This is a genomic window from Collimonas sp. OK412 (assembly GCF_900112135.1).
Taxonomy (GTDB): domain Bacteria; phylum Pseudomonadota; class Gammaproteobacteria; order Burkholderiales; family Burkholderiaceae_D; genus Collimonas; species Collimonas rhizosphaerae.
On sequence record NZ_FOLC01000007.1, the window covers coordinates 103,475 to 128,376 of the forward strand.

Annotated in this window: 21 protein-coding genes and 1 other RNA gene; 12 read left to right on the forward strand and 10 right to left on the reverse strand. The window is 60.2% G+C overall.

The features are described from left to right. Positions 1-16 precede the first annotated feature (16 nt). Positions 17-1,390 carry a mechanosensitive ion channel family protein gene (locus tag BM062_RS09850; RefSeq protein ID WP_092396282.1) on the forward strand — a complete coding sequence of 458 codons (1,374 nt, stop codon included), beginning with the start codon at positions 17-19 and terminating at the stop codon, positions 1,388-1,390. Between the two features lie 123 nt (positions 1,391-1,513). Further along, positions 1,514-2,707, forward strand: a complete 1,194-nt coding sequence (locus tag BM062_RS09855; protein ID WP_371326572.1) for a DesA family fatty acid desaturase — start codon at positions 1,514-1,516, stop codon at positions 2,705-2,707. A 198-nt stretch (positions 2,708-2,905) separates the two neighbouring features. Here the strand turns inward: BM062_RS09855 and rpmG are convergent, their stop codons facing one another. From rpmG to radC, 3 genes are all read right to left on the reverse strand, one after another. Beyond that, positions 2,906-3,073 (reverse strand): 50S ribosomal protein L33, encoded by a 168-nt coding sequence (gene rpmG, locus BM062_RS09860; protein WP_009667251.1) that lies wholly within the window; start codon positions 3,071-3,073, stop codon positions 2,906-2,908. A gap of 22 nt (positions 3,074-3,095) precedes the next feature. Then, entirely contained in the window at positions 3,096-3,332 is a 237-nt protein-coding gene (gene rpmB, locus BM062_RS09865; RefSeq protein ID WP_014005219.1) for a 50S ribosomal protein L28, read from the reverse strand. A 135-nt stretch (positions 3,333-3,467) separates the two neighbouring features. After that, a complete protein-coding gene (gene radC / locus BM062_RS09870) occupies positions 3,468-4,142 on the reverse strand; it encodes a RadC family protein (protein WP_092396286.1) in 675 nt (224 codons plus the stop codon). Positions 4,143-4,254: 112 nt separating this feature from the next. Between radC and BM062_RS09875 the strand changes: the two genes are divergently transcribed. The 6 genes from BM062_RS09875 to BM062_RS09900 all read left to right on the forward strand — a co-directional run bounded on the left by BM062_RS09875 (position 4,255) and on the right by BM062_RS09900 (position 9,959). After that, positions 4,255-4,710, forward strand: coding sequence for an FKBP-type peptidyl-prolyl cis-trans isomerase (locus BM062_RS09875; protein WP_092396288.1), 456 nt, complete (start codon positions 4,255-4,257; stop codon positions 4,708-4,710). A gap of 28 nt (positions 4,711-4,738) precedes the next feature. Continuing rightward, a complete protein-coding gene (gene ispH, locus BM062_RS09880) occupies positions 4,739-5,677 on the forward strand; it encodes a 4-hydroxy-3-methylbut-2-enyl diphosphate reductase (RefSeq protein WP_092396520.1) in 939 nt (312 codons plus the stop codon). 621 nt (positions 5,678-6,298) lie between these two features. Next, entirely contained in the window at positions 6,299-7,228 is a 930-nt protein-coding gene (locus BM062_RS09885; protein WP_092396290.1) for a branched-chain amino acid ABC transporter permease, read from the forward strand. A 14-nt stretch (positions 7,229-7,242) separates the two neighbouring features. After that, entirely contained in the window at positions 7,243-8,457 is a 1,215-nt protein-coding gene (locus BM062_RS09890; RefSeq protein WP_092396292.1) for an ABC transporter permease subunit, read from the forward strand. Between the two features lie 9 nt (positions 8,458-8,466). Beyond that, complete coding sequence (locus BM062_RS09895; protein WP_092396294.1) at positions 8,467-9,237, forward strand: ABC transporter ATP-binding protein; 771 nt, start codon at positions 8,467-8,469, stop codon at positions 9,235-9,237. Further along, positions 9,237-9,959 (forward strand): ABC transporter ATP-binding protein, encoded by a 723-nt coding sequence (locus tag BM062_RS09900; protein WP_092396296.1) that lies wholly within the window; start codon positions 9,237-9,239, stop codon positions 9,957-9,959. Before BM062_RS09895 ends, BM062_RS09900 begins: the two co-directional genes overlap by 1 nt. A 95-nt stretch (positions 9,960-10,054) precedes the next feature. On the opposite strand, the gene BM062_RS09905 is transcribed toward BM062_RS09900, so the two are convergent. Continuing rightward, a complete protein-coding gene (locus BM062_RS09905) occupies positions 10,055-11,017 on the reverse strand; it encodes a transglycosylase SLT domain-containing protein (RefSeq protein ID WP_092396298.1) in 963 nt (320 codons plus the stop codon). A 570-nt stretch (positions 11,018-11,587) separates the two neighbouring features. On the opposite strand from BM062_RS09905, the gene ubiD reads away from it, so the two are divergent. Beyond that, positions 11,588-13,072 carry a 4-hydroxy-3-polyprenylbenzoate decarboxylase gene (gene ubiD / locus BM062_RS09910; protein WP_092396300.1) on the forward strand — a complete coding sequence of 495 codons (1,485 nt, stop codon included), beginning with the start codon at positions 11,588-11,590 and terminating at the stop codon, positions 13,070-13,072. Positions 13,073-13,175: 103 nt separating this feature from the next. Further along, positions 13,176-13,274: signal recognition particle sRNA small type (gene ffs, locus BM062_RS09915), an RNA gene on the forward strand. A 94-nt stretch (positions 13,275-13,368) separates the two neighbouring features. Here the strand turns inward: ffs and BM062_RS09920 are convergent. The 6 genes from BM062_RS09920 to BM062_RS09945 all read right to left on the reverse strand — a co-directional run bounded on the left by BM062_RS09920 (position 13,369) and on the right by BM062_RS09945 (position 22,958). After that, the gene (locus tag BM062_RS09920) at positions 13,369-14,766 is read right to left on the reverse strand and encodes a heavy metal sensor histidine kinase (RefSeq protein ID WP_092396302.1); all 1,398 of its coding nucleotides are present in this window, start codon (positions 14,764-14,766) and stop codon (positions 13,369-13,371) included. Further along, positions 14,763-15,452, reverse strand: coding sequence for a heavy metal response regulator transcription factor (locus BM062_RS09925; RefSeq protein WP_092396304.1), 690 nt, complete (start codon positions 15,450-15,452; stop codon positions 14,763-14,765). Before BM062_RS09925 ends, BM062_RS09920 begins: the two co-directional genes overlap by 4 nt. Before the next feature lie 104 nt (positions 15,453-15,556). After that, the gene (locus BM062_RS09930) at positions 15,557-18,706 is read right to left on the reverse strand and encodes an efflux RND transporter permease subunit (protein ID WP_092396306.1); all 3,150 of its coding nucleotides are present in this window, start codon (positions 18,704-18,706) and stop codon (positions 15,557-15,559) included. Further along, positions 18,703-19,899, reverse strand: coding sequence for an efflux RND transporter periplasmic adaptor subunit (locus tag BM062_RS09935; RefSeq protein WP_092396308.1), 1,197 nt, complete (start codon positions 19,897-19,899; stop codon positions 18,703-18,705). Before BM062_RS09935 ends, BM062_RS09930 begins: the two co-directional genes overlap by 4 nt. 18 nt (positions 19,900-19,917) lie before the next feature. Further along, positions 19,918-21,405 carry an efflux transporter outer membrane subunit gene (locus BM062_RS09940; protein WP_092396310.1) on the reverse strand — a complete coding sequence of 496 codons (1,488 nt, stop codon included), beginning with the start codon at positions 21,403-21,405 and terminating at the stop codon, positions 19,918-19,920. Between the two features lie 140 nt (positions 21,406-21,545). Next, a complete protein-coding gene (locus BM062_RS09945) occupies positions 21,546-22,958 on the reverse strand; it encodes an MFS transporter (protein ID WP_092396312.1) in 1,413 nt (470 codons plus the stop codon). A gap of 118 nt (positions 22,959-23,076) precedes the next feature. On the opposite strand from BM062_RS09945, the gene BM062_RS26125 reads away from it, so the two are divergent. Continuing rightward, the gene (locus BM062_RS26125; protein ID WP_256381569.1) at positions 23,077-23,199 is read left to right on the forward strand and encodes a hypothetical protein; all 123 of its coding nucleotides are present in this window, start codon (positions 23,077-23,079) and stop codon (positions 23,197-23,199) included. A gap of 38 nt (positions 23,200-23,237) precedes the next feature. Continuing rightward, positions 23,238-24,893 carry a CTP synthase gene (locus BM062_RS09950; RefSeq protein WP_092396314.1) on the forward strand — a complete coding sequence of 552 codons (1,656 nt, stop codon included), beginning with the start codon at positions 23,238-23,240 and terminating at the stop codon, positions 24,891-24,893. Positions 24,894-24,902: the final 9 nt, after the last annotated feature.

Below are 24,902 nucleotides of genomic sequence, written 5' to 3' on the forward strand. Positions count from 1 at the left end.
CGCTGTACGCAAAATAATGCCAGATATCTTTACCGAACTACTCAACGACCTGCTGAACAGCTTGCGTGCGCCGGGTTTGCCGGCGCAGGTCGGCCTGCTGTTGTTATGCGTAGGCCTGGGCTGGCTGCTGGCTCGCCTGCTGCGGCGCACTTTCAGCGTCAGTACGGTGCAGCCGCCGGCGATGCAGATCGGACTCGGCAGTTTTGCCAAGGTCTTGACTCCCATCATTACCTTGCTTTTGCTGATACTGGTCAAGCTGGCGCTGCAGAAATGGCATCAGCCGGTGGATATCATGCGGCTGATGATCCCATTGGTGGCTTCGCTGGCGCTGATGCGTTTCGTGTTTTATGTCTTGCGCCGGGTTTTCGCGCGCAACAGCGGCGTCGGCACCTTCCTGCTGCTGTTTGAAAAGAGTTTCGGCGTGCTGGTCTGGATCGGCTTGCTGCTGTACATCACCGGCTGGTGGCCAGACCTGTTCGACTACCTGGACGGCACGGTGCTGCCTATCGGTCGCTACAAGGTGTCGCTGCTGGCGATCATGCAGGCGCTGGTCTCGGTGCTGGTGACGCTGGTGATTGCCTTGTGGGCCGGCGCCGCGCTGGAAGAGCGCCTGATGCGCGTCAATACCGTGCATTCGTCGGTACGCACGGTGGTGGCGCGCATGGCGCGCGCTGTCCTGATCCTGATTGCCGTATTGCTGAGCTTGTCACTGGTGGGCATCGACCTGACGGTGCTGTCGGTATTCGGCGGTGCTTTGGGCGTGGCGCTGGGGCTTGGTTTACAGAAAATCGCCAGCAGTTATGTGTCAGGCTTCGTGATTTTGCTGGAGCGCAGCCTGGCGATCGGCGATATGGTCGGGGTCAGCACGTTTTACGGCAAGGTGGTCCAGATCAACAGCCGCTACACCGTGCTGCAAGGGTTGGACGGGATCGATACGGTGGTGCCGAATGAAGTCTTCATGATCAATTCGGTGCAGAATTATTCGCTGACCAACCGCGTGCTGCGCCTGGCGGCGCATGTGACGATCGAGCATCAGGACGATGTCGAAAGCGTATTGTTGCTGCTGGAGCAGGTTGTGGTCGAGGTTGAGCGGGTGTCGCACGAAATCCTGCCGCAGGCCTTGCTGCTGAAGATCGGTCCCGACGGGCTAGAGCTAGAGGTCGGATTCTGGATCACGGATCCGGAGAACGGCCGGCTGAATGTGTTGTCTGACGTTAACCGTGCCATCTGGCGCGTGTTGCAAGCCCGTCACATTAAGGTTGCACAGGTGAAACGGGATATCAGGATGATGCACGAGACGGAGTTGTATAAAGGTAATTTCGACGCCGATTCGCAACAAGATTTGCCATTAGATCGCCTGCGCGGCGCGCCAAAACCCAAAAACATCTAATAATAAGGGTACAATTGCACTCGAAATTCGGGTAACTGTTCGGTAACTACCCGTCAACTTACCCGTATCTCACTGTAAATAAGCAGTGGCATCATCTACCCATCTACACATGGAGTACACATAGTGTTCAATGCAATACTCGATTTCTTATCGAATGGCGTAACAGGCGCGAGCGCCTGGCAGGTCGTCGTGTTCACGCTGGTCGTGACACATATCACGATTGCTGCAGTGACTATTTTCCTGCACCGTTGCCAAGCTCACCGCGCTCTCGACCTGCACGCGATTCCAAGTCATTTCTTCCGTTTCTGGCTGTGGCTGACGACCGGCATGGTGACCAAGGAATGGGCTTCGATCCACCGCAAGCATCACGCAAAGTGCGATACCGAGGAAGATCCGCATAGCCCGGTAACGCGCGGCATCAAGAAAGTATTCTGGGAAGGCGCGGAGCTGTACCGTGCAGAATCCAAGAACCTGGAAACCATGGAAAAATTCGGCCATGGCACACCGGACGACTGGATCGAGAGAAACCTGTATACCAAGCACAGCGCGCTGGGCATCGTGGCCATGCTGTTTATCGACATCATGCTGTTCGGCGTCATCGGCGTCAGCGTCTGGGCCGTGCAAATGGTCTGGATCCCGATTACCGCTGCCGGCATCATCAACGGCATCGGCCACTACTGGGGCTATCGCAACTACGATTGCAACGATGCTGCGACCAACATCATCCCGTTCGGCATCATCATCGGCGGCGAAGAGCTGCACAATAATCATCACACCTTCGGCACTTCCGCCAAGCTGTCGTCGAAGTGGTACGAGTTCGACATCGGCTGGATGTATATCCGCATGCTGGAAATCTGCGGCCTGGCCAAGGTCAAGAAAATCGCACCTGCGCCAAAATTCAACCACACCAAGCTGGTGCCGGACCTGGACACGCTGCAATCGGTGATCGCCAACCGCTACGACGTCATGGCCAAGTACGCCAAATCGCTGAAGAGCGCCTGGCATGAAGAGCGCGGCCAGCTGACAGACAAAGCCAAGCAGGGCGCCGTTTTCCTGAAGTCGTCGAAGAAACTGCTGCAACGCGAACCGACCAAGCTGGAAGCGCCGCAGAAGCAGCAATTGACCGAGTTGTTCCTGCATAGCAAAGCGCTGCAAACCATGCACGAGATGCGGGTTGAGCTGGGTGCGATATGGGAGCGTTCACACTTTACGCGCGATCAGTTGCTGCATCAGCTGCAAGACTGGTGCGCACGTGCCGAAGCGTCGGGCATCAAGTCGCTGCAGGATTTCTCGCTGCGCCTGCGTAGTTATTCCTGAGTCGCTGGACAGGGCGCTGTTGTATTGAGGCGTCTGATCCTGCCAAGAAAACGGTCCATGCAAATCGGACCGTTTTTTTTCGCCCGACGTGTTTGCGGGGGCGTTGCTGCACAGGCCCGGACGCCTGCCGCAGCGTAGGGACGTAAAAAAGCCCCGCAGGACAGATGTCTTGCGGGGCTTTTTGCAGAGCAGGATCAATTACTTGATCTTGGTCTCTTTGTATTCAACGTGCTTACGAACCTTCGGGTCGAACTTCATGATCGACATTTTTTCCGGCGTCGTACGCTTGTTTTTTGTGGTGGTGTAGAAATGACCTGTACCTGCGGTCGATTCCAGCTTGATTTTGTCGCGGCCTGATTTCGCCATGATTCTTCCTTTATTCTGCTAGTTAGACTTTTTCGCCACGAGCGCGCAAATCGGTCAACACGGCATCGATGCCGATTTTGTCGATCACGCGCAAGCCGGCGTTGGACAAGCGCAGGGAGACCCAGCGATTTTCAGACTCAACGAAAATGCGGCGATTTTGCAAGTTAGGCAAAAAGCGACGTTTCGTCTTGTTGTTTGCATGGGAAACGTTGTTGCCGACCATCGGCCCCTTCCCGGTGACTTGGCAGACACGTGCCATGTTTTTACTCCTAAAAGATTTCCGAAACTGGAAAAAAGGAGAGTATATATAAAAAAATGAGATTTTTCAATGACTTGCGGAAAACAATTGTGTCTTCTGCGCGCTCGTTGATTTAACAATTTGAAATCCAGGGATTTACAGCTGGCCATGCTCGGCGAAAGAGTGTACTTGCGTGCCGGCCACGATGAAATGATCCAGCACCCTGACGCTGATCAGGTCCAGCGCCTGCTTCAGGGTTTGCGTCAGCCGGCAATCGGCGGCGCTTGGCTCCAGCGTGCCGGATGGATGGTTATGCGCGAGCATGACGCTGGCGGCATTGTGCCGCAGCGCGGCCTTGACCACTTCGCGCGGATAGACGCTGGCGTGGGTCAGCGTGCCGCGGAATAGTTCTTCGGCGCAGATCAGGCGGTTCTTGACGTCCAGGAACAGCACCAGGAATGATTCATAGGGTTTGTTGGTCAGCAGCAGCTGCAGGTACTGCTTGACGGCGGCGGGGGCGTCGAAGCTGCTGCCGGCCTGCAGTTCTTCCACCAGCGAGCGCCTGCCCAGTTCGAGTATCGCTTGCAGCTGGGCAAATTTGGCGGGGCCGAGGCCGTTGATCGCAGAGAATTCCTTGAGCGGGGCGGAAAACAGGCGATTCAGGGAGCCGAAACGGCTGGTCATCTCGCGTCCCAGGTCGACCGCGCTTTTGCCGGCGGCGCCAACCCGCAGGAATACCGCCAGCAGCTCCGCATCGGAGAGCGCTTGCGGGCCAAGCTTGATCAAGCGTTCGCGCGGCCTCTGATCCGCAGGCCAGTCAGTAATTGCCATGGTGTAATCGGGGTAGGGCCGGTATCGGCCACGTCATATGGTCCAAGGTGGCTTACAATATCATCTTCTGATCGGCAGTTATTTTTTTGTTAATGGTGCTTTTGCCTAATTTATGTCTAATTTGTCTCTCCCAGTCGTTACCGAAGCATCCTATCTGACCTTGCACTATCGCCTCGCCTCGCAAGATGGCGAAGATATCGTCACCACTTTCAAGGAATCGCCTGCTACCCTGCAGTTCGGCATGGGCCAGCTGGCGCCTTTCCTGGAAGCTTGCCTGCTGGGTTTGCCGGAAGGCACGCATCAAACCTTCGATCTGCCGCCGGAGCAGGCTTTCGGGCCGCGCAACCCCGAGCTGATCCAGCGTGTCTCGCGCGCCACGCTGCGCCAGAACTCCCAGCTGGGAGAGGAGTATCGTATCGGTGACCTGGTGGAGTTCGCGGCGCCGGGCGGCGGCCGGTTTGCCGGCGTGCTGCGCGAGATTGACGAGCAGGGGGCCTTGTTCGATTTCAACCATCCCCTGGCCGGGCAGTCGCTCAAGTTCGAAGTGAAAATCATCGGCATTTTGTAGTTTGCGGCCGAAGCGCATGAACATGGATATGAATATGGATAAAGAGATTTTATTGGCGCAGCCGCGCGGTTTCTGCGCCGGCGTCGACCGCGCGATCGAAATTGTCGAGCGCGCGCTGGAGCAGTTTGGCGCGCCGATTTATGTGCGTCACGAAATTGTCCACAATGCTTATGTAGTGGCGGACCTGCGCAACAAGGGCGCCATTTTCATTGAGGAGCTGGCCGATGTCCCGGCCGGCAACACCGTGATTTTTTCTGCCCATGGCGTCTCCAAGGCGGTGCAGGAAGAGGCCGAAGTGCGCGGCTTGAAAGTGTTCGATGCGACTTGTCCGCTGGTGACCAAGGTCCACATGGAAGTCGCCAAGATGCGCCGCGAAGGCCGCGAAATCGTCATGATCGGCCATGAAGGCCATCCCGAGGTAGAGGGCACCATGGGCCAGACCAATGACGGCATGCACCTGGTCGAGACCGTAGCCGACGTCGAGCGGCTGCAGGTAGGCAATCCCGACATGCTGGCCTATGTGTCGCAGACTACCTTGTCGGTCGACGATACCGCCGACGTGATCGCGGCGCTGAAGCAGAAATTCCCCAGCATCACCGAGCCGAAAAAGGGCGATATCTGCTACGCCACCACCAACCGCCAGCAGGCGGTCAAATTCATGGCGCCGCAGGTCGACATGGTGATCGTGGTCGGCAGCCCGAACAGCTCGAATTCCAACCGCTTGCGCGAAGTGGCGGAGAAGAAGGGCACCGTCGCCTACATGGTGGACAACGCTGAACAGATCGACCAGGCCTGGCTGCAAGGGAAAAACCGGATCGGCGTCACCGCCGGCGCGTCGGCGCCGGAAATCCTGGTGCAGGCCGTGATAGACCGCCTGAAAGCCTGCGGCGCCAAGAATGTGCGTACGCTGGACGGCGCCGAAGAGAATGTCACTTTCCCCATGCCCAAGGGGCTGGCGAGGGTTTAGGCGGGAAGATGGCGGAACAGGCAATATGCCTATAATTATTTAGTGACAATTATTGGTAATACTATTTCACTTCCGCGTTACTTCTATTCCTTGTCTGCCTGGATTCCCTGGCAAAAGCCGCGTCCAGCGGCCTTGCCGCCCTATTCTGGCGCGAAATTATATTTCGAAGAAACTCCACTTTTCCATCGATAGTTTTTTGTTTTCCTAGCTATCATTGCGGCGCTGCGGTTTGAATGTAAAAAACTGTGCGAACCGCGGGCAGCAGGTTAATATTGCAGTACTGTCAGAGTTGATTATCGCTCAACGTTAGCTATAATCTGCACAGTAATAGTGCATTGCCGCCACGGCAAGGCGCTCTAAGACAAAAAACGTTTTTGCAGAAAGACGTATAGGAGACAAACGAGTATGCATACCCAATCCTTTTTTCTTATTCCGGCTATTCACGCGATGCCAAATTACCCTTCCAGCCATCGTTGCAGATGAGAGGAAGGGCGTCTCCCAACGGCACTAGGACTTTATCCAGGGTGCCGTTTTTGTATCGGGAATGATTTTTGCTGTGCTGCCTATGGTCGCAATAGTGTTCTGACCGATTTGACCCAAAACACATAGAACAAGGAAATTATGGATATCTTTATCCAACAAGTTATCAACGGCTTGGTGCTGGGAAGCATGTATGCGTTGATTGCCCTCGGTTACACGATGGTGTACGGGGTGCTGAACCTGATCAACTTCGCCCACGGCGACATCCTGATGATCGGGGCCATGGTCGGACTGTCCATCCTCAAGCTGCTGCAGCACGTGGCGCCAGGCCTGCCCGGGATTGTCCAGCTGGCGATCGCCATCATCGGCGCCATCCCGGTCTGCGTCATCATCAGCCTGATCATCGAACGGGTCGCCTACCGGCCGTTGCGCAATGCGCCGCGCCTGGCGCCGCTGATCACGGCGATCGGCGTTTCCATCCTGCTGCAGACTTTCGCCATGATGATCTGGGGCCGCAGCCCGCTGCCGGTGCCGCAAGTCATGCCTTCCGATCCTGTGCATATCTTCGGCGCGTTGATTTCGCCGACGCAGATCATGCTGCTGGTGCTGGCCGCCGCCTCGATGTTCGGCCTGGTGATGCTGGTCGAGAAAACCAAGATGGGCCGCGCCATGCGCGCCACTGCCGAGAACCCGCGGGTTGCCGGCTTGATGGGGGTTGATTCCAACCGCGTCATCGTGATGACCTTCGCCATCGGCGCCGCGCTGGCGGCAGTTGCCGGCGTGATGTGGGGCGCCAACTATTCATCGGCGCAGTTCGCCATGGGCTTCGTGCCTGGCTTGAAAGCATTTTCCGCTGCGGTGCTGGGCGGTATCGGCAATATCTACGGCGCCATGCTGGGCGGTATCCTGCTGGGCCTGATCGAAAGCCTGGGCGCCGGCTACATCGGCGACCTGACGGGCAATTTCTTCGGCAGCAACTACCAGGACATTTTTGCCTTCATCGTCCTGATTATCGTCTTGACCTTGCGTCCGTCCGGCATCATGGGCGAACGTGTTGCTGACCGTGCTTGACCGGAGGGGGACATATGGCTAATTTCTTCGACACCAAAAAGAACCCGACCAAGGCTTACACCAGCCTGGTCGCCCTTGTGATCCTGTTCGCGATCTTCCCGTTCATTGCCTTGAATTTCGGCAATTCCTGGGTCCGCATCATGGACTTCGCGCTGCTCTACATCATGCTGGCGCTAGGTCTCAACATCGTGGTCGGCTTCGCCGGCCTGCTGGACCTGGGCTACATCGCTTTCTATGCGATCGGCGCCTACATGACCGGCTTGCTGGCATCTCCGCAGTTTGCTTCGGTCCTGGAATCTTTCGTCAACACCTATCCGGCCATCGGCAATTTCCTGGTAATGGTCTGCGGTCCCGAGATTGTCCAGAACGGCATTCACCTGTCGCTGTGGGTGATCGTGCCGCTGGGCGCTGGCCTGGCAGGCCTGTTCGGCGCCATCCTCGGCGCGCCGACGCTCAAGCTGCGCGGCGACTACCTGGCCATCGTCACCCTCGGCTTCGGTGAAATCATCCGCATTTTCATGAACAACCTGAACGCGCCGGTGAATATCACCAACGGCCCGCAAGGGATCAACCTGATCGACCCGATCCGTATCTTCGGCGTTTCGCTGGCCGGCGAACGCGGTTCCAGCGCCATGGTGTATGTCGGCGGTTTCGGCATGCCGTCGGTCAATGCCTACTACTTCCTGTTCCTGATCCTGTGCATGGCGATCATCTTCATCTCGATCCGTCTGCAGAATTCGCGGCTGGGCCGCGCCTGGGTGGCGATACGCGAAGATGAAATCGCCGCCAAGGCGATGGGCATCAATACCCGCAACATGAAGCTGCTGGCGTTTTCCATGGGCGCCTCGTTCGGCGGCGTGGCCGGCGCCATGTTCGCCTCGTTCCAGGGTTTTGTCTCGCCTGAATCGTTCTCTCTGACTGAGTCGATTGCGGTGCTGGCGATGGTGGTGCTGGGCGGCATGGGCCATATCCCGGGCGTGGTGCTCGGCGGCATCCTGCTGGCGGCCTTGCCGGAAGTGCTGCGGCACACCGTGGAGCCGATGCAGATGGCGGTGTTCGGCAAGGTGCTGATCGATGCCGAAGTCTTGCGCCAGCTGCTGTACGGCCTGGCGATGGTGGTCATCATGTTGACTCGCCCTGCTGGTTTGTGGCCTGCGCCCAAGCACGAGGACCGGCCGGATGCCGATATCGATAAACCTACGCTGGCGACCGGCGTGGTAGAGGCATAAGGAGATCACATGAGCGCACCTACAATTCTGAGCATCTCCGGCGTCAATAAGCGATTTGGCGGCTTGCAAGCCCTGTCGGAAGTCAACATCCAGATCCTGAAAGGGCAGATCTACGGCCTGATCGGGCCGAACGGCGCCGGCAAGACGACTTTTTTCAACGTCATTACCGGTCTGTACCAGGCCGACACCGGCTCCTTCGAGCTGGCCGGCAAGCCCTATTCGCCGTCGGCGCCGCATAAAGTGGCCAAGGCGGGCATCGCACGCACCTTCCAGAACATCCGCCTGTTCGGCGAGATGACCGTGCTGGAAAATGTCATGGTGGGTTGCCATGTGCGTACCCACCAGGGCGTGTTCGGCGCGGTGTTCCGCCACAAGGCTGCGCGCATGGAAGAACTGGCGATCCGCAAGCGTTCCCAAGAGCTGCTGGATTTCGTCGGTATCGGCCGTTTTGGCGATCGTACTGCGCGTCACCTGTCGTACGGTGACCAGCGCCGCCTGGAAATCGCCCGCGCGCTGGCGACCGATCCGCAGCTGCTGGCGCTGGACGAGCCTGCCGCCGGCATGAACGCTACAGAGAAACTGGCGCTGCGCGAGCTGCTGGTGAAAATCAAGAATGAAGGAAAGACCATTTTGCTGATCGAACATGATGTCAAGCTGATGATGGGCTTGTGCGACCGCCTGACCGTGCTGGACTACGGCAAGCCGATTGCCGAAGGATTGCCGGCCGAAATCCAGAAGAACCCGGCCGTGATTGAAGCCTATCTGGGAGGTGGTCACTAATGGCAACCAATATCCTCAAAGTCAGCAACCTGAAAGTCGCTTATGGCGGCATCCAGGCTGTCAAGGGCATCAACCTGGAGGTCAACGAAGGCGAACTGGTGACGCTGATCGGCGCCAACGGCGCCGGCAAAACCACTACGCTGAAAGCCATCACCGGTACCTTGCCGCAGTGTAAAGTCGAAGGCGAGATGCACTACCTGGGCGAACACACTAAAGGCCTGACGTCGTTTAACCTGGTCAAGCAAAAGCTGGCCATGGTGCCCGAAGGCCGCGGCGTGTTTACGCGCATGAGCATCCAGGAAAACCTTTTGATGGGCGCATATACCCGTGACGACAAGGCCGGTATTGCGGCTGACATCGACAAGTGGTTTGGCGTATTCCCGCGCCTGAAAGAGCGCGCCGCGCAGATGGCTGGCACCTTGTCGGGTGGCGAGCAGCAGATGCTGGCCATGGCTCGTGCCCTGATGAGCCATCCCAAGCTGCTGTTGCTGGATGAGCCGTCAATGGGTTTGTCGCCGATCATGGTGGAAAAGATCTTCGAAGTGATCCGCACCGTTTCCGCGCAAGGCATCACGATCCTGCTGGTCGAGCAGAACGCCAAGCTGGCGCTGGAAGCAGCGCACCGGGCTTATGTGATGGATTCCGGCCTGGTGACCATGAGCGGCAATGCCAAGGACATGCTGGATGATCCTAAGGTCAAGGCAGCATACCTGGGTGAATAACTGCTACGGCCGGGTTGTCCGCAACCCCGGCCGGTTTGCCGGAACGAAAAAAAAGAGCCATAGGCTCTTTTTTTTATTGCAGGCGGAAGGGGCGATCAGGTCATCGGCAGCGAATTGAACTGATTGTCCGACTGCTGGATCCGATGCTCAATCGCATCCGGCACGGTCACAGCGGCTTCAGCCGGTGTCGGGCTGGCGTCGCTTGGCGACGCCGTGGTCTGGATTGCGCGCGGTTTCGGTGTAGCGATCGGTGCTGTCGAACCGGTCGAAGGCACATTCTTGCCGATGGCGACGTCTTGCAGGCGGCGATATTCAGCCAGTACCTTGTAGCCGTAACCGCCGTCATTGGCGAACGCCGCAGCGCCGACATAACGTTTCAAGCCGGCTTCGACCGAACCGCCCTGGGTTACATAATCCTTGAGGATCATGGAGCCGACCTTGATGTTGGCCGTCGGATTCAGGGCTGCCTTGATGCCGCCCATGCTTTCAAACTTGTCTTCATGCACCTTAGACATGACTTGCATCAGGCCTTGTGCGCCCACCGGGCTTTCGGCAAACGGATTCAGGCCGGATTCGATCGCCATCACGGCCAGGATCAGCAACGGGTCGAGCTTGGTTTCCCGTGCTGTCTTGTAGGCCGTGGTCACGAACACGTTGGTGGCGTCGCCCGCTACCCGATAACGCTTGGACAGCCAGCTGGTGACCCATTGCTGCTGGCGCGAGCTGTCGATCGGCTTGATGGCCTTGTTCGCCAAGCTGTCCATGTGCAGCACATGATTGTTGCCGGTCGCCGGCGCCGTCAGGTTCGCCACCTTGGGGGCGGTATCGGCCTGGCTGGAAAGCACCGGTGCAGCCGCAGCCAGCGGCGCAGCTTTAGGTTCAGTGCTGCTGGCGAACAGCGGCAGGTTTTGAATCTTGTATGCCAAGTCAGGTTTCACCAGCATGGTGGTGAAGCCGATGATGGCCAGCATGGCGCTGAACAGTACGGTGATGCGGGTAGTGGCGATGAGGCCGCCGACGGTGTCGCGGGCGTAAAACACGCCATTAACGGATTGCATGCCGAATTTCTTTGCTTGGTCGAGCGTCGCCCAACCGGGTAGTGCTCTGGTAGATCTTGCTAACAATTGAACCTCCTGAATCGTCGCGGCGCATGCAGGCTCCTTGATAAGGCTGGTTAAAGCTGGAGCGAATCTACCGAATGCTGCGTGCACCGTAATCAATATCGCAAGGCATCGCATATGATCTGCGGTGTGCCGTTGCGTCGTTGCTGCTTGCGCTTAAGTAGCTTTGGATCGATCGGCCGCAGTAGAGCGCGCCGGCTACAGGCAAACAACTTGTCCGGGGGAGAAGGCTGACGCCTTTTGAAAACACTCCTTAAAATGTCATGTGGGACCCCGATCCCGTGAGTATTGAGAGTCGACATGAAAATCGCTTTTTGGGCGATGCGACTGCTTCAAGCTGGGCGCATTGTAGGAGGCGTTTTATATCAAGTCAATACTATGAAAAATATAATCAATAACTTTTATGTCTAAAGAATGCGCCGGTTTGCCGCCGCAAGCCAATAAAATCAAGCACTTGGCCAAAATGGCTTAATTGCTGAATTAACATTCATTTAAATTGTAAAACCCATGAAATATTCAGATTTACGTGATTTTATTGTCAAATTGGAACAGATTGGTGAGCTGAAACGCGTTTCGACGCCGATTTCACCCTATTTGGAGATGACGGAAATCTGCGATCGCACTTTGCGGGCAGGCGGCCCGGCGCTCCTTTTTGAAAATCCGGTCGGACATTCGATACCTGTGCTAGGCAATCTGTTCGGCACGCCGCGCCGCGTTGCGCTTGGCATGGGAGCCGACGATGTCAGCGAATTGCGGCGCATCGGCCATGTGCTGGCGATGCTGAAAGAGCCCGAGCCGCCGAAAGGTTTCAAAGATATCCTCGGCCTCGGCACCCTGGTCAAATCGTTGTGGGACATGGCGCCCAAGGAGCATCGTTCGGCGCCGTGCCAGGACATCGTCTGGGAAGGCAACGACGTCGACCTTGCCCGGCTGCCGATCCAGCACTGCTGGCCAGGCGATGTCGCGCCGCTGATTACCTGGGGCCTGGTGATTACCAAAGGACCGCACAAGAAGCGCCAGAACCTTGGCATCTACCGCCAGCAGGTCCTCGGCCGCAACAAGGTGATCATGCGCTGGCTGGCGCATCGCGGCGGCGCGCTCGATTTCCGCGAGCACGCGATTGCAACCGGCGGCAAGCCGTATCCGGTGGCGGTAGCGCTCGGCGCCGACCCCGCTACTATATTAGGTGCGGTGACGCCGGTGCCGGACAGCCTGTCCGAATACCAGTTCGCCGGCCTGCTGCGCGGCAGCCGTACCGAGCTGGTCAAGGCCATCGGCAGCGAGCTGCGGGTGCCGGCGTCGGCCGAGATCGTGCTGGAAGGGCATATCAATCCCGACCCGTCCCATCCGTCCGGTTATGAAATGGCGCTGGAAGGGCCATACGGCGACCATACCGGCTATTACAATGAGCAGGACTGGTTCCCGGTATTTACCATCGACCGCATCACGATGCGCAAGTCGCCGATTTATCACTCTACGTATACAGGCAAGCCGCCGGACGAGCCGGCGGTGCTCGGCGTGGCGTTGAACGAAGTGTTCATCCCCTTGCTGCAAAAGCAGTTTTCCGAAATCACCGATTTCTATCTGCCGCCGGAAGGCTGCAGCTACCGCATGGCGGTGGTGCAGATGAAGAAGGCGTATGCCGGCCATGCCAAGCGGGTGATGTTCGGCGTCTGGAGCTTCTTGCGCCAGTTCATGTATACCAAGTTCATCGTGGTGGTCGATGAAGATGTCAACATCCGCGACTGGAATGAAGTGATCTGGGCGATCACTACCCGGGTCGATCCGATCCGCGACACCACGATAGTGGACAACACGCCAATCGATTATCTCGATTTCGCCTCCCCGGTCAGCGGCCTGGGCAGCAAGATGGGGATCGACGCCACCAACAAGTGGCCGGGTGAAACCAGCCGCGAGTGGGGGCGCACCATCAGCATGTCGGTTGAGGTGAAGACGCGCGTCGACCAGATCTGGCAGGAACTGGGCATATAAAACGAGGCTTGTTAGGCTGGGTTTGCCGGCGGTGCCGGCAGAAAATGGCGGCAGGGATGAAAAAGCCCTGCCAGCAATGCCGCAATGCGGTACAATTCACCCCGGCGGGCCCCTGCGCATTGTGGCGTGGTCAACCTGGTCAGGTCGGGAACGAAGCAGCCACAGCCATTTCCTGCAAGTGCCGCAGACAAGGCTCGCCTCTACCCTCTAGTTATTTCCGTATTACTCCCCACGTTCGTCTTCGCGATTGCCGTTTATTCATGGCAAGCGTCACCATCCGTGCAAGCCCGAGCTTGTCAAGGCAGCATCGCTGCGCCGGCAGGAATGCTGAAGCCTATCGTTGTCGTACCGTCCGTGCTGTCGGCAAACACGCCGCCGCCATGCATCTTGGCGATTGCCTTGACAATCGCCAATCCCAGGCCATGGCCGTGCAGCTGGCTCTGGTCCTTGTCGTTGCGGGCGGCGTCGACCCGGTAAAAACGATCGAACAGGCGCGGCAGATGGCTGTCGGCAATCGGCTTGCCCGGGTTCGACACGGCAATCCTGATCACCTCGGGCTGCTGCGTGATCGTCACCGCAATGGCGGCGCCGGGATTGGAATGCTGGATCGCGTTATGCAGCAGGTTGCTCATCGCGCGCTTGAACAGCGAGGTTTCGATGGAGGCTTCGGCATTCACGTCACCGGCCACTTTCACCGTCATTTTCGAATCGTCCAGGAGAAACTCAAAAAACTCCACGGTCTTGCCGATTTCCTGCGCAATCGAAGTGCGCACCAGGCTGGTGGCGGCCTCGCCCTGGTCGGCGCGCGCCAGGAACAGCATGTCGTTGATGATGGAGCGCAGGCGCTCAAGCTCTTCCAGGTTCGATTGCAGCACTTCCTCGAACTGCGGCGCGGTGCGTTGCCGCGACAGCGCTACCTGGGTTTCGCCGATCAGGTTGGCCAGCGGCGTGCGCAGCTCATGGGCGACATCGGCATTGAAGGCTTCCAGCTGGTTGTAGGCGCCTTCCATGCGCTCCAGCACGCCGTTGAAGGCAATCGTCAGGTCCGACAGCTCGCCCGGCAGCGGCGAAATCTGCAAGCGTTGCGACAAGGTCCTGGGCCCCAGCGATTGCGCGGCGCTGGACAGTTGTTTCAACGGCCGCAAACCGACTTGCGCGATCCAGTAGCCAAGCAGCATGACCAGCAGCACGCCCAGCAGGGACAGGCCGACCAGCGCAATCATGAAGGCATGCAAGGTGTGCATGTAAGGCGCGGCGTCGACCGCCACGATCAGGCGCACCGCAGGCCGTTCCTGGAACGGCTCGATGGTGCCTACCATGGTGTGCAGCGGGTATTCGCGGCCGTGCAGCGTCATGATGCCCATGCCGTTCGGATTGCGGTCCAGCTGCTCGACGTCGGCCAGGCCTTTGCCGTACTGGAAGCGGGGATCGTCGCTTAGCACCCAGTAACGGATGCTGCCGTCGGCCGGTGTCAGGGTGTCCAGCTTGGCTTGCACCCGCGGCCAGCGGACCGGATCGCCGTTGTGGCCGATCATGTAGCGGGTATCGAGGAAACGCGTGTTGAGTTCGTCTTGCTGGTGGCGCGCCAGCTCGCGTTGCAGCACGCCATACAGCGCGCTGCCGATCAGGGAAAAAATCAGCAGCGCCGCCAGCGCGAACATCGCCACCAGGCGTACGGTGATGGAACGTTTCATTCGCTGCTCTCCTGGAGAGTGCGCGGTTCCAGCACATAACCCATGCCGCGTATCGTATGCAGCAGCTTGGGGCTGAACGGCGTGTCGATCTTGGCGCGCAAACGCTTGATGGCGACTTCGACGACGTTGGTGTTGCTGTCGAAATTCATGTCCCAGACCAGCTCGGCGATTGCGGTCTTGGACAGGATTTCACCCTGGCGCCGCGCCAGCACCGCCAGCAGCGAGAATTCCTTGGCGGTGAGGTCGATGCGGATGTTGGCGCGATACGCCTTGCGGCTGATCAGGTCGATTTGCAGGTCGGCAATCCGCAGCTGCGCCGGCTCGAAGGCGCGGCCGCGCCGGGTCAGCGCCTGCAGCCGCGCCAGCAGTTCGAGGAAGGAAAACGGTTTCACCAGGTAGTCGTCGGCGCCGCCTTGCAAGCCTTTGATGCGGTCTTCCACGCGATCGCGCGCGGTCAGCATGATGACCGGAGTCTGCTTGATGGCGCGCAAGGCGTGCAGGACCGTAAAACCGTCTATGCCGGGCAGCATGACGTCGAGCACGATGACGTCGTAGTCGTGCTCCAGCGCCAGGTGCTGGCCATCGGTTCCATTGTGCGCAACGTCGACCGCGCAACCCTGCTCGGTCAGGCCCTTGCACAGGTAATCGGCTGTCTTCAGTTCGTCTTCGACGATCAGGATCTTCATGTGTAGCCTGTCTCCTGGCTAGTTTCCCGCATGCCGGCACTGTGCCGATATGCAGGAGGATGTTTCATTGCCTGCATTATATTTGTCGCGTTACCTTGAATTTATCATGCAGCAGCCTTGCGGGCCGCCTTGCGCGCCTGCCGCGCTTCCTTGCGCCGCATGTACCAGTAGTGGGCGCGGTCCAGGTACAGGTAAACCACCGGTGTCGTGAACAAGGTCAGCGCCTGCGACAGCACCAGGCCGCCCACCATGGCATAACCCAGCGGCCGCCGCAATTCGGAGCCGGCGCCATGGCCCAGCATCAGCGGCAAGCCGCTCAGCAGGGCGCACATGGTGGTCATCATGATCGGGCGGAAGCGCAGCAGGCAAGCCTGGTAAATCGCTTCTTCGGGCTTCATGCCGTGCTGCCGTTCCGCCGTCAGCGCAAAGTCGATCATCATGATGCCGTTCTTCTTGACGATGCCGATCAGCAGGATGATGCCGATCAGGGCGATCACGCTCAGGTCGTAACCGCCCATCATCAGGATCAGCAGGGCGCCGACGCCGGCCGACGGCAAGGTCGACAAGATCGTCAGCGGATGGATATAACTTTCATACAGCAGTCCAAGCACGATATACACCGCAACCAGCGCCGCCGCAATCAGGTAGGGCTGCGACGACAGCGAATCGCCGAACGCCTTGGCCGTACCCTGGAAAGCGCCGGTCAGGGTGGTTGGCACGCCCATCTCGCTCTGCGCCTTCTGGATAGCCTCGACCGCCTCGCCCAGCGCCACGTTCGGCGCCAGGTTGAAGGAAATCGTCACTGCCGGGAACTGGCCTTGGTGGCTGATCGACAGGTACGAAGTCTTGCTGGTGTCGATGGTGACAAAGGTCGACAGCGGGACTTGCTGGCCAGTCACCGGCGAGGTCAGGTAGAGCTTGTTGAACAGTTCCGGATCTTCCTGCAGCTTGGGCGTGACTTCCAGGATCACGTGGTAGCTGTTGATCTGGGTGAAGTACTGGGCCACCTGGCGTTGGCCGATGGCGTCGTAGATAGTCGAATCGATCAGCGCCGGCGTGATGCCGAAACTGGAAGCGCGCGCACGGTCGATGGTCAGGTTGGCGGCGGCGGCGGCATTTTGCTGGTCGGAGGCGACGTCGGTCAGTTGCGGCAGCTGGCGGAAACGGTTCAGCAGTTTCGGCGCCCAGACGTTCAGTTCATCCAGGTTGGAGTCGGTCACCGTGTACTGGTACTGGGTGCGCGACAGGCGGCCGCCGACGTTGATATCCTGGCCTGCCTGCAGGAACAGGTTGACCCCTTGCACCTTGGCCAGCTGCGGCCGCAGGCGCGTGATGATTTCATCGGCGCTGGCGGTGCGTCCTTCGTCCTTCGGTTTCAGGCTGATGAAGAAATTGCCGGTGTTGAAGGTGTTGCCGCCGCCGCTCATGCCGAAGCCGGTCACGTCCGGATCCTTGCGCACCACGTCAGCCAGGGCCAGCATGCGCTTGTTCATCGAAACAAAGGAAGAGTCCTGCGCCGATTCGGCAAAGCCGTAGACGAAGCCGGTGTCCTGTTGCGGAAAGAAGCCCTTCGGGATGACGATGAACAGCACCACGGTGGCAGCCATGGTGGCGAAGAACACCATCAGGGTGACGAATTGATGGCGCAGCACCACATTCAGGCCGCGTTTGTAGCCGTTCAGCATGGCGTCGAAACCGCGTTCGAACATCTGGTACATGCGGCCATGCGATTCAGCCGTATGCGATTTAAGGAAGCGCGAGCAGAGCATCGGCGTCAAGGTCAGCGAAATCACCACCGAGACTGCGATCGTCAGCGTCACGGTGATCGCAAATTCGCGGAACAGGCGGCCGACGATGCCGCCCATCAGCAGCAGCGGAATGAACACCGCCACCAGCGAGACCGAAATCGAGATAATCGTGAAGCCGATTTCGCTTGCCCCCTTGTAGGCCGCTTCCATCGGCGGCATGCCTTCTTCGACGTAGCGGTAGATATTCTCCAGCATCACGATCGCATCGTCGACCACGAAGCCCACCGCGATGGTAAGCGCCATCAGCGACAGGTTGTCGAGGCTGAAGCCGAGCAGGAACATGACGCCGGCAGTGCCGAGCAGCGCCAGCGGCACGGTCACGCTCGGGATCAGGGTGGCGGGGACGTTGCGCAGGAACAGGAAAATCACCAGCACCACCAGGGCGATGGTCAGCACCAGCGTGAATTCGACGTCGGCGACCGAAGCGCGGATGGTCTGGGTACGGTCGATCAGTGTGTTGACGTGCACCGTCGGCGGGATTGCCGCTTGCAGGCGCGGCAGGGCAGCCTTGATGCGGTCCACGGTTTCGATCACGTTGGCGCCCGGCTGCTTGGTGATCGCCAGCACGATCGAACGGCCGTTGGTAATCGTGTTGCCGGCCGGCGCGGCGGCGCCGGCGTAGGCCCAGCCGGCGACCTTCAGGTTTTCCGCGGCATCGACGGCGACGCCGACATCGCGCACCCTGATCGGCGCACCATTCTTGTAGGCCAGCACCATGTCGTTCCACGGTTCAGCGCTCAGCAGCTGGTCGTTGGTGTACACGGTAAAGCTTTGCTTGGCGCCGTCCACCGTGCCTTTGGGCTGGTTGACGGTGAGGCTGGCGATCACGCCCCTGATATCTTCCAGGCTGATGCCTATCGCCGTCAGCTTGGTCGGGTCGACCTGGATCCGGACCGACGGCTTTTGCACGCCGCCGATATTCACCAGCCCGACGCCGGGAATCTGCGAAATCTGCTGCGCCAGGATATTGTCGGCATAGTCATTCACCTGGATCAGCGGCAACGCGTCCGATTGCACCGCCATCACCAGGATCGGCGAGTCGGCAGGATTCACCTTGCGGAAGGTCGGCGGACTCGGCAGGTTGGCCGGCAGCTGGCCGCTGGCGGCGGTGATCGCTGCCTGCACGTCGAGCGCTGCGGCGTCGATGCTGCGGTTGAGGTCGAACTGCAGCGTGATCTGGGTAGAACCGAGCGAGCTGGTCGAAGTCATTTGCGACAGGCCGGCGATCAGGGAAAACTGCCGCTCCAGCGGCTGCGCCACGCTCGACGCCATGGTTTCCGGATTGCCGCCGGGCAGGTTGGCGGAGACCTGGATCGTCGGGAAGTCGACCTGCGGCAGCGGCGCCACCGGCAGCAGCGGCCACACCGCGGCGCCGATCAGGAAAATCGCGATGGCGAGCAGCGTGGTGCCGATCGGCCGTTTGATGAAAGTCGCGGAGATGCTCATTTGCCGGCCTTGCTTGCTTTTTCTGCCGCGGCTGCAGGAGCGGGGCTAGCCGCGGCGCCGGCGTCCACGATCTTGGCGCCGGGTTTCAGCTTGTACTGGCCGTCGACCACCACTCGCTGTCCCGCATCCAGTCCCTTGTCGATCACAGCCAGGCCGTCCTGGATATTGGCGACCTGGATCGCCTGTATTTTCACCGTGCTGTCGGCGTTGACGACATACGCGTAGGTGCCGTCCTGGCTGCGCTGCACTGCCGCCGCCGGCACCGTCAGCGCCTGCTTGCGGTCACCCAGGACCAGCCTGACATTGACATACTGGCCTGGCCACAATACATGCGAGGGATTCTGGAAAATGCCTTTCAGCTGCACCGTGCCGGTGCTGGTATCGATCTGGTTGTTGAGCAGCGCCAGGTTTCCCTGCGCCAGCAGGGCGCTGCTGTTGCGCGCATAGGTCAACACGCTGAGCGGCTTCTGGCTGCCGCGCAGGGCGCTGTTGATGCTCTGGAAGGTTTCTTCCGGCAGGGTGAACACCACCGCGATCGGATCGATCTGGTTGATGACCACCAGGCCGTTGGCGTCCGCGGCATGGACGATATTGCCCGGATCGACCAGGCGCGCGCCGACCCGGCCGCTGATCGGCGCCAGGATGCGGGTAAAGCTGAGCTGCACCTTGGCGTAGTTTATCTGCGCTTCATCGGCTTGCACCGCGGCCTGCAGCTGCGTGACCTGCGCCCGCGTGGCATCCAGCGTCTGTTGTGTCGCGGCGTCCTGTTGCACCAGCGTGGTGTAACGCTGCAGGTCAAGCCTGGAGTTGGCCAGCTGCGCCTGGTCCTTGGCTTTTTGCGCGACGGCCTGGTCCAGCTGCGCCTGCAGGGTGCGCGGGTCGATCTGCGCCAGCAGCTGGCCGGCCTTGACGTCCTGGCCTTCGATAAAACCGACCTTGTCGAGCTGGCCGTCGATGCGGGCCTTGACGGTGACGCTGGCATTCGAAGTAACGGTGCCGACTCCGCTCAGGTACATCGGCACATCCTGTTGCGAGACGCTGGCGGTGCTGACCGAGATCGGGCCGGCGGCAGCCTTCGGCGCCGTCTGGGCGTCGGCCTTGTGGACCATGGTCCAGCCGGCGGCGCCGATCAGGACCAGTATCGCGGCGGTGATCAGCAGCGTGGAACGCGGTTTGGAAAGTGTGGGGGTCATGTTTATCGGCTCGCGGAATTAATCTGTCGTTTTGTTTGTGTGCTGCGTATCGTTTTGCGCCTGGTCGCCGTTCAGCCGGCTGGCATCCCAGCCGCCGCCAACGGCCTTGATCAGCGCTACGCTCGCCAGCAGCTGGCGTCCCAGCAGCTGCACCAGGGTGCGCTCGTTGCTCAGGGCAAGGGTTTGCGCGGTGACCACGGCCAGGTAAGTCGCGGTGCCGGCGCGATACTGGCTCAGCGCCAGCCGTTCCGCCAGTTGCGAAGCTTGCACCGCCTGCTTCTGGGCGATCGCTTCCTGGTCCAGGACATTGAGCGTGGCCAGGTTGTCTTCCACTTCCTGGAAGCCGCCCAGCACGGTTTGCTTGTATTGCGCTACCGCGGCGTCGTAGGCGGCGATGGCCTGGTCGCTATGCGCGCGCCGCAGGCCGCCGTCGAAAATGGTTTCGGCCAGCGCCGCGCCGAGCGACCAGACCCGGCTGGGCGTGTCGAACCACTGGGCCAGGCTGGCGCCATTGAAGCCGCCGCTGGCGCTCAGGGTCAGCGCCGGGAAAAAGGCCGACTTGGCGACGCCGATATTGGCGTTCGCCTGCGCCACATGGCGTTCGGCGCTGGCGATGTCGGGCCGGCGTTCCAGCAGGTCGGATGGCAGGCCGGCCGGGACCGGCGGCAAGCCTGCCTGCATCTTGCTCAGCATTTGCGTGTCGGCCGGCAACGCCGCCAGGTTGAATCCGGAAGGCGCCTTGCCGGTCAGGATGGCGATTGCATGCTCCAGCTGGCTGCGCTGCGCCTGCAGGTCGATGGCTTGCGCTTCCGCGGTTTTCAGCTGGCTTTCGGCCAGCGCCACGTCGGAGCGCAGCGCCACGCCGGCGGCATACTGGCTTTGGGTCAGCTGCAGCGAACGGGCGTAGGCAGCCGTGGTGCGCGCATACAAATCTTTCAGCAGGTCGGTGATGCGCAGTTGCAGGTAGTCTTGCGCCAGGGTCGCCTGGATGCTGAGGCGGGCGGCAGCCAGGTCGGCTGCGCTGGCCTGGCTGCCGGCGTCGCCGGCTTCCACCGAGCGCCGCACGCTGCCCCAGATGTCGGGCTCCCAGCTGCCTTGCAGGCCGGCGTTGTAGCTGTTGCCGATTTTGACGCCACTGGTGTTGCTGCGCGAACGGTCTACCCCGGCGCTGACGCCCGCCGTCGGCCAGAAGCCGGCGCGCGCCGCGTCGCCGGCGGCACGCGCCTGGCGATACTGGGCCTCTGCCACGCGGATGTTCTGGTTGGCCTGGTTGGCTTGCTGTATCAGGCCGTTCAGGGTGGCGTCGCCATAGACTTCCCACCAGTTGCTGCTGTCTATCTGTTGCGGCTGCGCCTGTTTCCACGGACCGGTCTCTTTATAGGCGGCGGGCACGTCCATGGCAGGGCGCACGTAATCGGGGCCGACTGCGCAGCCTGCCAGCGCAAACGCCACCGCGGCAGCCATGACGGCGGCTGAGAAAGTTCTTGGGGGAGGGGGAAAATTCATGAGTCCTGAGCTGACACGTTCGGCACATCGGATGAAATATCCGATGTGCAGGTCAACAACAAGCGCAGCATCGGACAGTATTTGGAAACACTTTATAGCTTGCTGCGGTACGGGACGCTGTCGCTAATATGACAATTCTGTCAGTTTCGCCCGTGTTTGATGCGCAATGCGCTGATGATGGTCGCAAGCAAGGTGGCGCTGGCCGCCAGCCATAAGGACATGTGGACTGCGCTGGCGTCGATCTGGGCGGTGTCAGCCGCGGCCTGGGCGATGCTGGTCGCCGCCAGCACTACCGCGACCAGTGCGGCGCCGAGCGACTGGCCGAAGGTGCGGGCAATCGCCAGCACGCCGGAAGCGGTGCCGCTGCGTGCGCGCGACGCGTTGCTCAGCATTTCGCGATTGTTGGGGCTCTGGAAAAAACCGAAGCCGAGCCCGCAGACGAAGGCGCGCCACAGGATGTCCGGCACCGATGCGTGCGCGCCCAGGCAGGCCAGCAGCACCAGGCCCAGCGTCAGCACCAGCAGGCCGCAGGTCGACAGCAGCGAGGCCGAATAGCGGTCGGCCAGGCGCCCGGCGATCGGCGCGGTGATGGCGATCGCCACCGGCCACGGTGTGAACAGGGCGGCCGACAGCAGCGGGCTGAAGCCATATGCGCCCTGGAACAGGAACGGTAGTGCAATAAAGGCAATTCCTTGCCCGACAAAAGAGCAGAGCGAAGTGGCGACTGCCATCGAAAAGCGTTGCGATGCAAAAATGTCAAGCGGCAGCAGCGGTGCGGAATACCATCGTTGTCTAATGATAAACAAAACCACCGATGCCAAGGCGATCCCGCCAAGCAGCAACTCCTGAGTCCAGCTGTCGTGGCGCGACAAGCCGTCGACCGCCATGACGATGGCGCCCAGGGCCAGCGCCGAGAGCAGGGCGCCGAGCGCATCGAAGCGGCCGCCGCGGCCCGGATCGCGCGGCAGCACACGGCGCGCCAGCAGCAGGGTGAGGATGCCGATCGGCACGTTCACCGCAAACAGCCATTGCCAACTCAGCACCGACAGCATCAGGCCGCCGATGGCCGGCCCGGCAGCGGTGGAGGAGGCCACCACCAAGGCGTTGATGCCAAGCGCCGCGCCCAGCAGGCGGGTCGGGAAGATATTGCGGTAGAGCGCCGGCCCGATGCTCATGGCGGCAGCGCCGCCGACGCCTTGCAAGAATCGCATACCGTTCAGCATCGCCAGCGACGGCGACAGGGCGCAGCCCAGCGAGGCCAGGGTGAACACCAGGATGCCGCTCATATATACACGGCGAAAGCCCAGCACTTCGCCCAGCGAGGCGAAAGTGACCATGGTCATGGCGCCGGCAAGTATGTAGGCGTTGGCGATCCAGACCGCGGCAGCCGGGTCGACCTGCAAGCTGCGCGCGATCATGGGCAGCGCGACGTTGACAATGGAGCCGTCCAGCACGGTCATGCTGGTGCCGAGGATCATGACGATGATCGCTACCCGGCGCGCCGCGCCGGGCAGGCCGTCATCCTCGGGCAGGTCGCCGAACAGCCGACTCATGCAGCGAGGCGGCGCGGCTTTGGCGCAACACTTGGTTGAAATAATGGCGAGATAGGCACGGGCGACAATAGAATGAGGAAAGCATTGATTGGGCGGGGCGGAAGCCGCGAATTATCACATGAAGCGCAATTCCACGCAGACGCTGGGCCTGCCCGCCGGCCGGGCGATCGTGGGGCGGCCGGCAAAAAGGCGTTATTTTTCAGATCGCCGGCGGCTGCCGCGGCGCCTGTTTGATGTATAATTCGAATTTCCCGCATGTGCCGTTCGGCACCTTCCGTAATGACTAAGTTTGTATTTGTTACCGGCGGCGTTGTCTCTTCCCTTGGTAAAGGGATTGCAGCCGCCTCTCTCGCCGCGATTTTGGAATCGCGCGGCCTTAAAGTCACCCTTCTTAAACTTGATCCGTACATCAACGTCGATCCAGGCACCATGAGCCCGTTCCAGCACGGCGAAGTGTTCGTGACCGACGATGGCGCAGAGACCGATCTCGACCTCGGCCACTATGAGCGCTTCATTACGGCCAAGATGAAGAAGGTGAATAACTTCACTACCGGCCAGATCTACGAATCGGTGATCCGCAAGGAACGCCGCGGCGAGTACCTGGGCAAGACGGTGCAGGTTATTCCGCATATCACCAACGAGATCCAGGATTACATCTATCGCGGCGCCGAAGGTTTCGACGTGGCGCTGGTGGAAATCGGCGGCACCGTCGGTGATATCGAATCCTTGCCTTTCCTTGAAGCTGCGCGCCAGCTGAGCCTGCGCGCAGGCCGCAAGGCTGCGGCTTTCGTCCACCTGACGCTGGTGCCTTACCTGGTGTCGGCCGGCGAGCTGAAGACCAAGCCGACCCAGCACAGCGTGCAGAAACTGCGCGAAATCGGTATTTCGCCGGACGCCTTGCTGTGCCGCGCCGACCGTCCGATCCCGGATGACGAACGGGCCAAGATTTCCCTGTTCTCCAACGTCCAGGGCGACGCCGTGATTTCGGTGTGGGACGCCGACACCATCTACAAGATTCCACAGATGCTGCACGACCAGGGGCTGGACGCGATTGTCTGCGAAAAGCTGGGCCTGTCGCCCAAGCCTGCTGACCTCTCGGTCTGGACCAAGCTGGTGCACGCGCTGGAAAATCCAACCTACGAAGTCACCATCGGCATGGTCGGCAAATATGTCGACCTGACCGAATCCTACAAGTCGCTGACCGAAGCATTGCGCCACGCCGGCATCCATACCGGCAGCCGGGTCAATATTGAATACCTGGACTCCGAAGAAATTGAAGCCAGCGGCACCGGTGCCTTGGCCAAGTACGATGCGATCCTGGTGCCGGGCGGTTTCGGCAAGCGCGGCGTCGAAGGCAAGATCGCGGCGGCGCGTTTCGCCCGCGAAAACAAGATCCCTTACCTGGGTATCTGCCTCGGCATGCAAGTCGCACTGCTCGAATATGCGCGTAACAAGGCCGGCCTGCCGCACGCCAATTCAACCGAATTCGATGCGCAGACCGACCAGCCGGTAGTGGCCTTGATCACCGAATGGCAGAATCACGACGGCAAGGTAGAGCTGCGCGACGTCAATTCCGACCTGGGCGGCACCATGCGCCTGGGCGCGCAGACCTGCGATGTCAAGCCGGACACCCTGGCCGCCGAAGTCTACGGCCCGACCGTGACCGAACGCCATCGTCATCGCTACGAAGCCAACAACCATTACCTGGACCGGATCGAAGCGGCCGGCCTGGTGGTGTCGGCCCGCACCCCGACTGAAGACCTGTGTGAAATCATGGAATTGCCGCGCACCGGCGAGAATGCCCATCCGTGGTATGTCGGCGTCCAGTATCACCCGGAATTCAAATCGACTCCGCGCGATGGCCATCCCTTGTTTATTTCGTTCATCAAGGCTGCGCTGGCGCACAAGCAAGCTAATACTGCAACTGCAGCGTAAGGAAAGAAC